Genomic DNA, 11,699 nt, shown 5'->3' with positions numbered 1-11,699 from the left:
CGTTCTGGACTGAGGAGGGAGGGAGCGCAGCGACCGACCGACGAGGGAAGAACGGGCGAAAAAGCCCCAAAACCCGCCGAGCCGGAGGCGAGGCCAAAAACCACAGCCCCAAAACCCGCGGCGACGAAGTCGACGCCGAAAATACAGCGACCAGCACACCCCGACAGAGCAACCCCCAACCCCTCACGTCAGCTGGTCCAGCACAGCCAAATCGTCCAGGGTCGGCGTCCACAGGCCGGCTGCGACGTTCTGCGCGATCTGCTCGGGTCGGGTCGCGCCGGCGATCACCGAGCTGACGGCGGGCTGCGCGGCGAGGCCGCCGATCGCGACGTCGAGCAGGGTCAGGTCGCGCTCGGCCGCGAAGGTCTCCAGCGCCTCGATCTTGTCGAAGTCGGCGCGGGCCAGCCGGTCGGGCATCTTGGCCAGGCGGGTGCCGTCGGGAGCCTCGGCGCCGCGCTTGTACTTGCCGGTGAGCAGCCCGGACTCGAGCGGGAAGTACGGCAGGATCCCGATCCCGAGGTGCTCGCAGGCGGGGACCAGCTCGTCCTCGACGTCGCGGTCGAGCAGGGAGTACTTGTTCTGCGCGCTGATGAAGTGCTCGGTGCCGCCGGTGCGCGCGGCCCAGTCGGCGTCGACGACCTGCCAGCCCGCGAACTGCGAGCTGCCCAGGTAGCGAACCTTGCCCTCGGCAACAAGCTCGGTGAGCGCGGCCAGGGTCTCCTCGATCGGCGTGACCGGGTCCGGCACGTGCAGCTGGTAGAGGTCGATCCAGTCCGTGCCGAGCCGGCGCAGGCTCGCCTCGACGGCCTTGCGGATGTAGCGGCGCGAACCGCGCACGCCCCAGTCCGGCCCGTTCTCGCCCAACATGTCGCCGCCGAACTTGGTGGCGATCACCACCTCGTCGCGGCGCGCGCCGAGCGCGTCGCCGAGGATCTGCTCGCTGAAGCCCAGCTCGCCGCGGTACACGTCGGCGGTGTCGAACAGCGTGATCCCGGCGTCCACCGCCGCGTCCACCACCGTCTTGGCCTGGTCGGCGTCGATCCGCCCACCGAAGTTGTTGCACCCCAGCCCGACAACACTGACGGTCAGGCCGGAGTCACCCAGCTGGCGGTACTCCATGTCGATCCCTTGGTCGGTCATGGACAAAACATTGTCATGGCCAAACCCTCTCGATGCCGCTGGGGTCGTCGGCATAGAGTGCCGACCATGCCGAGTCTCACAGTCGACGGCGCCCTCACCCGGGCCGCCGCCCTCACCGTCCACAGCTACGACGTCGACCTCGACCTGACCCGCGGCGACCGCGTGTTCGGGTCGCTCACCCGGATCGCCTTCGGTGCGACCGGCGGCAGCACGTGGCTGGACGTGCGGCCCGACGAGCTGCTGAAGGTGACGCTGAACGGCGCTCCGGTCGACGTCGCCGGACTGAGTGACGGACGGCTCGAGCTGACCGGCCTGGCCGCGGACAACGAGCTCGTCGTGGACGCCACGATGCTCTACTCCCACGACGGCGAGGGCCTGCACCGCAGCGTCGACGCGGCCGACGGCCTGGTCTACCTGTACGCGATGTCGTTCCTCGAGGCCGCGCCGCGGATCTTCGCCTGCTTCGACCAGCCCGACCTCAAGGCGCCGTACCGGCTGAAGGTCACCGCTCCCGGGGAATGGGTCGTCCTCGGCAACGGCGCGGCCCGGCAGGTCTCCCCCGGCCGCTGGGAGCTGGCCGAGACCAAGCCGCTGTCGACGTACTTCGTCACGCTGGTCGCCGGTCCGTACCACCAGCTGCTGGACGAGCACGACGGCATCCCGCTCGGCGTCGTCGCGCGGCAGTCGCTGAAGGACGCGCTCGACCGCGAGGCCGAGGACATCTTCGAGGTGACCAAGCAGGCCTTCGACGAGTTCCACCAGCTGTTCGGCTACCGCTACCCGTTCGGCGAGTACCACCAGGCGTTCGTACCGGAGTTCAACGCCGGCGCGATGGAGAACCCGGGCTGCGTGACGTTCCGCGACTCGATGGTGTTCCGCTCCGCCGCGACCGACTCCGAGCGGTCCAACCGGGCCCGCACGATCGTGCACGAGATGGCCCACCAGTGGTTCGGTGACACCGTCACGATGAAGTGGTGGAACGACCTGTGGCTGAACGAGTCGTTCGCCGAGTACATGGCGCACCGGGTCTCGACCAAGGCCACCAAGTACACCGACAACTGGATCGACTTCGCCTTCATCCGCCGCTGGTGGGGACTGCAGGCCGACCAGCGCACGTCGACCCACCCGGTCGCTTCCGACCCGGGCAAGGACGCCGCCGCGTCGCTCGACGACTTCGACGGCATCTCGTACGCCAAGGGCGCCGCCGTGCTGAAGCAGCTGGCCGCCTACCTCGGTGACGACGTGTTCCTGGCCGGCGTCCGCGCGCACATCGAGGCGGCGGAGTTCGGCAACGCGACCTTCGCCGACCTGGTCGCGAAGTGGACCGACGCCGGCGCCGCCGGACTCGAGGAGTGGGCGCAGGGCTGGCTGCGGACGCCGGGGCTGGACACGATCAGCGCCGAGCGCACCGCCACCGGCGTCGTGCTGCGGCGGACCGCGCCCGCACAGTTCCCGGCCGACCGGCCGCACAAGTTCACGATCGGCGCGTACGACGCCGCCGGGCAACTCGTCGCCTCCGCGCCGGTGCTGCTCGACGCGGACGAGGTAGCGGTCGAGCTGGACCTGGCCGACGCAGTCGTGATCGTCCCGGACTGCGCCGACGACACCTGGGCGAAGATCCGGCTCGACGCGGACACGCTGGCGCAGCTGACCGACGTACTGCCGAAGATCTCGGACGGGGTCACCCGGGCCGTCGTACTGAACAGCCTGCGTGACGCGACCAACGACGGCGAGCTGGATCCGCGGACCGGGTTCGCGGCCGTGCTGGCCGCGCTGCCGGCCGAGACCAGCGACATCGCGGTCGGGTCGATGGTCGCCTGGCTGCAGTCGCACCTGATCGGGGTCGTCCTGCCGTACGAGGAGTACCGGGCGCAGCTGTCCGCCGTACTGACTGAGCGGCTGGGTACGGTCGAGGCCCGGAGCAGCGTGCAGCTGATGGTGCTACGCACAGTCGTCCGTACGACGGCCGACGCCGAGCTGCTGCGCGGATGGCTCGCCGGGATCGACGTCCCGGACGGGATCACCGTCGACGCGGACCTGCGCTGGCTGATCACGCTGCAGCTCGCGCGGCTCGGCGCGATCGACGACGCCGGCATCGATGCCGAGCTGGCCCGCGACACCTCCTCGGAGGGTGTCGTGCACGCGACCCGGTGCCGTGCGGCGCTGCCGACGGCCGAGGCGAAGGACCGCGCCTGGGCGCAGATCACCACCGACGCCGACGTCTCCAACTACGAGCTGTACGCCGCCTGCGAGGGGTTCTGGCACCCGGCGCAGTCCGAGCTGACCGCGCCGTACGTCGAACGGTTCTTCGCCGAGATCGCCGGCACCGAGAAGCTGCGCTCGGGCTGGGTCGTGGCCCGGTCGGCGATCCTCGCGTTCCCGGCCTACGCGGTCGACGGTCACACCGCGCGACTGGCCGCCGGACTGGTCGGCGACGAGGCCGTTTCGGCGGGGATCCGGCGCTCCGTCGGCGACCGCGCCGACGATCTGAACCGGGCCCTGGCAGTCCGTACGGCGTACCCGGTCGGTTGATCACTACGCGTTGTGACTAGTGTGACTGGTGTGACCAGAAGGACCCCGCTGAGCAGGCAAGATGTGATTTCGTGACGTAACCTCCACAATGACCGCCCGGACCGGCGCGCCGGTCTTGGTCAGGCAGCACGTCCCGGGAGAGACTGTCGAGAACCGCACAGGAGAACATAGGCAATGCGCGAGGCGAGGCTCGTCGGTCTGAGCCAGGACGGCACCAAGCTGGTCCTGGCCGTGGCCGAGACGGGTGAGGAGTTCGCCGTCCCGGTCGACGACCGGTTGCGTGCGGCCCTGCGCGGCGACCGTGCCCGACTCGGCCAGCTGGAGATTCAAATGGAGAGCGCGCTGCGCCCACGAGACATCCAGGCTCGTATCCGCGCGGGCGAAAGTGTTGAAGCGGTCGCGGCGGTCGCCCAGATGCCGATGGAACGGGTGATGGCCTTCGCCGGCCCGGTCCTGGCCGAGCGCGACCACGTGGCCAACCTCGCGCAGCGGGCCTCGGTCCGCCGCCGCGGTGGGGGCGACGCTCCGACGCGCAACCTCGAGGCGTGGGTGACCGAGCGCCTGCGGACCCGTGGCGTGGACCCCGGTGCCGCCGAGTGGGACGCCTGGCGGCGCGAGGACGGCCGCTGGGCCGTTCGCGTGTCGTACCCGGTGGCCGAGGACGACGAGAAGGTCGCCATGTTCGCCTACGACGCTCCCGGGCGGTACGCCGTACCGGATGATGACGAGGCGCGCTGGCTGGTCGGCGAGCAGGCGCAAGTGCTCCCGCCGCAGCAGCCGGAGCGGCGACTGACCGCCGTCGCCGACATCGATCTGTCGCTGGCGCCCGATCACGGTTCGGACAGCTACGAGGCCGCTGGGTTCGAGGACACGGTGAACCTGACACGGGCTCGCCAGCAGTACGCGCGGGACAACAACCCGCGGGACTTCGGCCAGGACATCGACCGCGACTTCGGGCGGGATTCCCAGCCGAACTTCGGACGTGACGCGCAGCCCAACTCCGGGCGCGATGCGCGCCCGAACTTCGGACGTGACTCGCAACCGAACTCCGGGCGCGACTCCCAGCCGAACTTCGGGCGTGACGCGCAGCCGCCGGTCAGGGAGTCGCAGCCGCCGGTGCGCGAGCCGCAGCCGCCGGTGCGCGAGCCGCAGCAGCCTGTCCGTCCGTACGCGCGGGAGAGCTTCACCGGGCGCGACGCCGACCGCGGCCCGCGCCGGGTGCACTCGGTGCCGAGCCCGGACGAAGAGCCGACCCTGATCAACGTCCCGCTCGAGCCGCCGCCCGCACTGCGGCCGACCGTGCGCGCGGTCGAGCGCCCGGCTCCCCCGGCAGCGGAGACCGCTCCGCCGGAGGAACGCGCCGCCGCACCGGAGAACCGCTTCACCGAACGGCGCACGCAGCCGCCCGAGTCCCGTCAGCCCGAGCGCCCCGCCAAAGCACGCGAGTCCGAGCACCAGGCTGAAACACGGCAGGCCGAAGCTCGCCAGGCTGATGCACGACAGGCCGAGTTGCGTCAGGCCGACGCACGCGAGGCCGACGCACGCCGGTCGGAGGAACGTCAGCCGGAGCGTCAAGCCGAGAGCCGTGCGCCCGAACGCCGTCCTGAGCCGCGGGAGACCGAGACCCGTCAGCCTGAGCGCCAGGCGGAAGCACGCGAGGCCGACCTCGCTCGGCACGAGCAAGCACGCCGGCCCGAGCACCAGAGCGATCTGGCGCCGCACGAGCAGACGCGTCAGCCTGAGCGTCCGGTCGAGGAAGCACGACGCCCCGAGCCGGCCGACCCGAGGCACCCCGAGCTGAAGGCCGAGCCCAAGGCCGATCCGCGCCACCCGGAGCTTCAGCAGCCGGCACGCCCCTCGATCCCGAAGCCCTTCGACCCGCGTCGGGGCGCCCAGGAGAACCGGGTCACCCAGCCCACTCTCCCGACCCCCACGCCGACCGAAGCACCCCCGGCAGCCGAGCCGAAGGCCCCCACAGCCAGCGCCGCCGAGCCCGAAGCCCCGGCCGAACCAGCGCCGGAGCCGAAGAAGAAGCCGGCCCGCCGAGGCTCCAAGCGCGCGAGCGTCCCCAGCTGGGACGAGATCATGTTCGGCAAGAAAGCCGACTGACAGCAAAACCAAAAGAACGCTCTGTGGTCCGGTGAGGACTACAGAGCGTTCTGCCGTTCCGTCACCGACAGTCGTCTCAAACTGCGGTCGGTGTTTGGCCTCGGCCAGAAGCTCTGCCATGATCTTCCGCATGCGTATCTCGCTGTGTTGTTGCTGTTGTTGTCGCTGACGCGCGCCGTCTGAGGCGCGCGAGGCCCTGTCCATCCCAGGCCCGCCCGCCGACACCAGCACTCACAGGATTCCGGATACCTCCCGATGAACCTCAGCGCTTTCGCCGACCTGCTCGCGTCCCGTGGACTGCGGCTGCTGCCCGGCGCGCAGGCCGTCCCGGTCGACCTGCTCGTTCAGTTGCCTGACGCAACGATCGTCCGGTTCACCGCCCGCGGCCGCACCCTGCGCCTGCGTCAGTACGCCGCCGAGGCGCTGACCACGATCACGATCCCCACCGAGTGCGGCTGCGGCGACCACCACCCGCAGGCCGGCCCGGACCGCGTCACGCTCAGCGCGTACGCCGTACCGCTCGCCGAACGCCTGATCGACGGCGAGCTCGTCTTCGGCTGGACCGGCCACGAGGCCGGCCTGCTCCGCCTCGCCGACGCGACGCCGTACTTCTTCGACCTGCTCGCCGCCCTGCCCCAGGAGCAGCGCACGCTGGTCGGCGTCGCCTAGAGCGGCCGCGACGGGCTGGTCGACACGACGTACGCCAGCCCGTCGAACTCCTCGGCCAGCATCGTCGGCGCGAACTGGAACCGGTACGTCCACCGCGCCACGAACGCCCCGAAGCTGCGGAACATCTGCGGCTCCTCCAGCCAGTTCTTGATCTCGGCCGGCGCCTCCGCGACCGTCCGCAGATCCAGGAAGTGGTCGCCGGGATTGGCCGCCTCGAGCAGACCCTCCAGCGAGCTGAACCCACCGCGGTCCAGCTTGTTCACCTCGACCGGCCCGCTCCGCGAACCCGCCCAGGGTCCGGGCCACGTCCGCCGCGCACGGAACGCTCCCGACCCACCCAGCAGTGCGATCGCGTAGTACGCCGGCCCGTACCGCTCCCGCAGCTCCCGCCCCATCGGCCGTACGGCGGCACTCGGCCGGCTCGCCGCGAGGTGCCCGTTGTGCGCCCAGACCGCGCCCTTCAGGTCATCGCCCAGCGCCGCGTCGACCGCCTCGGCCATCAGCCGATCCCGCACGGCGAACACCGTCCGCGCCGCCTCCTTGTGCTCCTTCGCCGCACACACGACGTCGGCGGCCCGCACCAGCTGCCGCCCAGCGACCAGAACCTCCGCAGGCGCCGATTGCTTCTCCAGAAATCCGACCAGCGCCTCAGCCTCCCGAACCAGCGCCCGCTTCGGATCAGGCTTCGCCCCCGGAGCCGCGTCGACCTCCGCCGCGATCCCGTCGTCGAACAGCTCGAGCCGCTCCGGCGCACTCGCGGCCAGGTACTCGCGGATCACACCCAAAGCCGCCGAGCAGTTCTGCGGATCGATCCCGACGAACCCGACCTGCTCGCCGGCCGGCCGGCCGGAGTTGTACTTCCGCATCCACTGGACCATCGCGACGACCTCTTCGGTCGACCAGACCCAGAAGCCCAGATCGCTCACCACCGTCGGCGCGTCCCCCGGCCCGCCACGGACGTAGGCGTCGACCGCCACCGCGGCCGACTCGCTCGCCTCCATCAGCAGCACCCGGCAGCCGAGCTCGGTGACCAGGAACTCCAGCAGCCGGTGCTTGAGCTGGAAGAACTCGCGCGTCCCGTGCGTCGCCTCGCCGAGCCCGACCACCCGCACGTCGGCCAGCAGCTTCTTCAGCGGTTCGAGGTCGTCGTACGGCGTACCGGCCTCGACGCCGGACAGCGTCCAGGCCGTCTGCTTCAACCACTGCGACACCCCAGGCTCACTCACCCCGAGAGCCTATCCAGGCGGGCCCGGAACCAGCGTCAGGACCAGGGCGAGCACCACCTCTTGAATTAGTAACACGCATGGTTTAACTTTCAGGCCTCGCTTCCGGCCCGCCACCTGGAGGACTCCCCCATGTCCGTACGATCACGTCTGCTCGCGGGTCTGTTACCCGCGACGCTGCTGGCCGGAGTGCTGAGCACAGCACCGGCCGCGGCGGCCACGATGTACCCGAGCGGCGTCGGCGCCGACCTCGGCGCCACCCCGACCACCCTCGGGGTCGCTCCCGCCGCCGGCGCCGACCCGGCCGGTCTGCAGACCGGGACCGAGCAGGGCCGCGCGTACTGGCGTACCAACCAGGCCGCCGGCACCGACTGGTTCTCCTTCGACGTCGACCGCGACTACGTCGACGAGCTGCCCACCGACGACGTGGTCGTCACCGTCACCTACCTCGACTCCGGCACGGGAGCCCTCCAGCTCGAGTACGACGCCGCCGCCGGTCCCGAGACCAGCGCCGACGACGTCACCCTGAAGGACACCGGCCAGTGGCAGACCGGCACGTTCGCGCTGGCCGGCATCGAGTTCGCCGACCGCCTCGGCGGCGCGGACCTGCGGCTGTCCGGCAGCGCCGACATCACCGTCGCCGGCCTGCGGATCAGTACGGCGGGAGCCTCGGTCTCGCTCGGTGCGACTCCGGTCGAGAGCGGCATCGCGCCACGCGCCGGCGACCGCCCGGAGAACCTGAAGACCGGCGTCCAGGACGGCCGCCCGTACTGGCAGACCGACCGGACCGCGCCCGCGCCGGGCACGAACTTCTTCTACATGAACGTCTCCGACACCTACCTGTACGACAACCGGGGCCTGGTGCTGGTGAGCCTCGACTACTTCGACGAGGGCAACGGTCAGTTCGGACTGCACTACGACTCCCCTGGTGAGACGATCCCGGAGCGCTTCAAGAACTCCGAGGTCGTCACGTACGGCAACACGCTGACCTGGAAGACCCACACCTTCGCGCTGCCGGACGCGGTGATGACGAACCGCTCGAACGGTGGCGACTTCCGGATCCACCTCGGCGAAGGCGCGGTCGACCTCAAGCTGGCAGCCGTCCGGGTCGCGAAGGTCGCCGGCGCGCTCGACGTGACCGAGGGCCTGAACGACCTGATCGACGAGGCCGCTCGCGCGCACAAGGCGGCGCGGGAAGGCAGCCGCGACGGTCAGTTCCCGGCCGGCAGCCGCGCGACGCTGCTCGCCGCGATCGAGGACGCCCGCGAGGTCGCGGCCACGCCCGACGTCACCGACGTCCAGGTGAAGGCCGCGCTGGAGAGCCTGCAGAGCAAGCTCGACGCGTTCACCGCGTCGATCGTCGACACGAACTTCGCGGAGTCCGGTACGGCGACCGCCAGCGACGGCACCGGCGCGGCGAACGTCAACGACGGCGACCACCAGACCGCGTGGACCAGCGGCGACGGCGAAGCCTGGCTGCAGCTCGACCTGCGCAAGCCGCGCAACGTCAACGACGTGCGGGTCGAGTGGGCCCAGGCCTTCTCCCCCGACTACACCGTCCAGGTCTCCAACGACGGGCGGCGGTTCACCACCGTCGGCCGGACCGGATCGCCGGGCGCGAACCAGTTCAGCAAGACGCGCTTCGCGACCACCAAGGCCCGGTACGTCCGGGTCGTGATGACCGGCTCCCCGGCGTACGTGGTGGAAGAGCTCCAGGTCCGTGAGTCGCCGGTCGTCGTCCCGCGGCCGAAGCTGGTGCAGACGGAGAACCCGACCGAGGACGGTGTGGTCGCCGACTTCGACGCCACCCGGTACGGCGCCGACCGCAGCGGGCGCAAGGACTCGACGAAGAGCATCCAGAACGCGCTCTACGCGTGCCAGGACGCCGGCGGCGGCACGGTCTGGCTGCCGAGCGGGAAGTACCTGGTCAAGGACACGCTCGAGGTGCACGCGTTCTGCACGCTGCGCGGCGACCGCCGCGACCCCGACCAGAACAAGAGCAAGCACGGCGGCCGGGACTTCGACTACGGCACAGTCGTGATCGCCGACCTTGCGTCGGGCGACGACGGCCCGAGCCTGTTCCGGGTCGGCGGTTCGGCCGGCGTGATCGGCGTGACCACCTGGTACCCGCGGCAGAGCGCGACCCAGCCGGTCCCGTACAACTACACCTTCGAGATCCCGGGCGGTGCCTGGATCGGCAACGAGAACTACATGATGGCGACCGTCCAGGACGTCACCATGGTCAACTCGTACCGCGGCATCGGCATCAGCACGATGCCGAACGACCGCGGCAACGCGCCGAGCTCCGGCCAGGTGCACGAGTCCAGCACGATCCGGAACATCCGCGGCACCGCGCTCTTCGAAGGCGCTCGCGCCTACAACGGCGCCGACGTCGGCACCTGGGAGAACGTGACCTTCAGCAACGCGTACTGGTCGCAGGCCCCGGCCGCCTTCAAGCCGCCGGTCCGCGCGACGCTCGACACGTGGACCCGCGCGAACGGCACCGGGCTCGTGCTCGGTGACCTCGAGTGGGACCAGTTCCACAAGATCACGCTGTCGGACTACAAGGTCGGCGTGCACGTCGTCGCCGGTCAGCGCGCGCAGTTCACCGGCAGCTTCCTGGAGCCCGACATCCGGCGTACCGGCACCGGCGTGCTCGTCGACGTGATCGACGAACGCTGGGGCATGACGCTGGCCGGCGGTCACGTCGACGGCACGCAGGCGATCCAGAACAACGCCCGCGGCTACGTGAAGGTCACCGGCACGCAGCTCCAGGGCACGCAGGCCGGCATCATCCACCAGATGGCGGGCGCCGCTCCGACGTACCCGCAGAAGCCGCTGCCCGCACCGACGCGCAAGAGCCTCACGGTCGTCGACGCGCCGCACGGCGTCGGCTACCTCCCGGCGGCCGACGCGACCAAGGCGGTCCAGAAGGCGCTCGACAAGGCCGGTCGCCACGGCGGCATCGTGTACCTGCCCGCGGGCTGGTACCGGATCAGCACCCACCTGACCGTGCCCGCCAACGTCGAGCTGCGCGGCGCGTCCGCCGTACCGAACCGCGATCAAGGCGGCGCGAGCGGCGGCACGGTCCTGCACGCCTTCGAGGGCCGCGGCACCACCGCACCGAACACGGCGACCGCCCTCGTCACGCTCAACGGCAGCAAGGCCGGCGTCCGCGGGCTCCGGGTCTTCTACCCCGAGCAGAACCCGGGCGTCACCGAGGGCATCGTCGCCTACCCGTACGCCGTCCGCGGCAAGGGCAGCCACACGTACGTGATCAACGCCGGCTTCCCGAACGCCTGGAACGGCATCGACCTCACCACCTACCGCAACGACCACTTCGTCGTCCGCAAGGTCGCCGGAGCGTTCTTCGACCACGCGATCTCGGTCGGCCGCGGCACCGGTGGCCGGATCGAGGGCGTGCTGTCCAACGGCAACGCGGTCACCCGGATCGGCTACCAGCAGCCGTACTGGATGAACGAGGGCAGCATCTTCGAGCTGGTGATCGACAAGTACATGCGCAAGCAGGCCAAGATCGTCACCGTCGACGGCGCCACCGGGCTGACGTTGTTCAACGTCTTCGCGTACGGCTTCCACGACGGGCTGGTCGTCAACAGCGGCCAGGTCGACGCCTTCAACCTGGGCACCGACAACCTCGGCACCGACGGGTACACGGTCAAGGTGGTCAAGGGCGACGTCGAGGCGACCAACCTGGCCCGCTACAACGGTGCCACCAGCATCGGCCCGGTCACGTTGCACAACGTGATGGTGATCAACGTCGTCCAGCACGCGGTGTCGGTCGAGGCCAACGGTGACGGCACCGTGAAGATCCTGGGTAACGAGTCCGAACCGGGTACGTACGAAGTTGGTGCGCAGGTGACCGTGACGGCGGCGCCCGCATCGGATAACGTTTTCCAGAACTGGACCGTGAACGGCGAGGTGGTCTCGACCGACGCGTCGTACACCTTCACCGTGACCGCGGACCAGGTACTGACCGCGCACTTCACCACCGAATAGCAGCAAGGA

General features: G+C 70.4%; 6 protein-coding genes. 4 read left to right on the top strand and 2 right to left on the bottom strand.

The window, feature by feature from the left end; all coding sequences use genetic code 11:
- Positions 1-183 precede the first annotated feature (183 nt).
- Positions 184-1,140: an aldo/keto reductase gene (locus ACLQ2O_RS13485; RefSeq protein ID WP_425830929.1), complete on the bottom strand. Its 957-nt coding sequence runs from the start codon at positions 1,138-1,140 to the stop codon at positions 184-186.
- Positions 1,141-1,206: 66 nt separating this feature from the next.
- Between ACLQ2O_RS13485 and pepN the strand changes: the two genes are divergently transcribed.
- The 3 genes from pepN to ACLQ2O_RS13470 all read left to right on the top strand — a co-directional run bounded on the left by pepN (position 1,207) and on the right by ACLQ2O_RS13470 (position 6,450).
- Positions 1,207-3,672: an aminopeptidase N gene (gene pepN, locus ACLQ2O_RS13480; RefSeq protein WP_425830927.1), complete on the top strand. Its 2,466-nt coding sequence runs from the start codon at positions 1,207-1,209 to the stop codon at positions 3,670-3,672.
- Between the two features lie 174 nt (positions 3,673-3,846).
- Positions 3,847-5,781, top strand: coding sequence for a septation protein SepH (gene sepH, locus ACLQ2O_RS13475; RefSeq protein ID WP_425830925.1), 1,935 nt, complete (start codon positions 3,847-3,849; stop codon positions 5,779-5,781).
- Between the two features lie 255 nt (positions 5,782-6,036).
- A complete protein-coding gene (locus tag ACLQ2O_RS13470) occupies positions 6,037-6,450 on the top strand; it encodes a hypothetical protein (RefSeq protein WP_425830923.1) in 414 nt (137 codons plus the stop codon).
- Here ACLQ2O_RS13470 and ACLQ2O_RS13465 read toward each other — a convergent pair.
- The gene (locus ACLQ2O_RS13465; RefSeq protein WP_425830921.1) at positions 6,447-7,676 is read right to left on the bottom strand and encodes an erythromycin esterase family protein; all 1,230 of its coding nucleotides are present in this window, start codon (positions 7,674-7,676) and stop codon (positions 6,447-6,449) included. The genes ACLQ2O_RS13470 and ACLQ2O_RS13465 overlap by 4 nt on opposite strands.
- A gap of 129 nt (positions 7,677-7,805) precedes the next feature.
- Between ACLQ2O_RS13465 and ACLQ2O_RS13460 the strand changes: the two genes are divergently transcribed.
- Positions 7,806-11,690: a discoidin domain-containing protein gene (locus ACLQ2O_RS13460; protein WP_425830919.1), complete on the top strand. Its 3,885-nt coding sequence runs from the start codon at positions 7,806-7,808 to the stop codon at positions 11,688-11,690.
- The last annotated feature ends 9 nt before the right edge of the window (positions 11,691-11,699 follow it).

The sequence above is a fragment of the Kribbella sp. DT2 genome, from assembly GCF_049844575.1.
Classification (GTDB): Bacteria; Actinomycetota; Actinomycetes; order Propionibacteriales; family Kribbellaceae; genus Kribbella.
Note: the sequence above shows the minus strand (reverse complement) of the source record. Positions and strands in the feature narration are given on the sequence as shown.

Bases quoted from the DNA above. Each gene is read 5' to 3' on its own strand.
- ACLQ2O_RS13485 (WP_425830929.1), bottom strand. From the start codon at position 1,140: ATGACCGACCAAGGGATCGACATGGAGTACCGCCAGCTGGGTGACTCC.
- pepN (WP_425830927.1), top strand. From the start codon at position 1,207: ATGCCGAGTCTCACAGTCGACGGCGCCCTCACCCGGGCCGCCGCCCTC.
- sepH (WP_425830925.1), top strand. From the start codon at position 3,847: ATGCGCGAGGCGAGGCTCGTCGGTCTGAGCCAGGACGGCACCAAGCTG.
- ACLQ2O_RS13470 (WP_425830923.1), top strand. From the start codon at position 6,037: ATGAACCTCAGCGCTTTCGCCGACCTGCTCGCGTCCCGTGGACTGCGG.
- ACLQ2O_RS13460 (WP_425830919.1), top strand. From the start codon at position 7,806: ATGTCCGTACGATCACGTCTGCTCGCGGGTCTGTTACCCGCGACGCTG.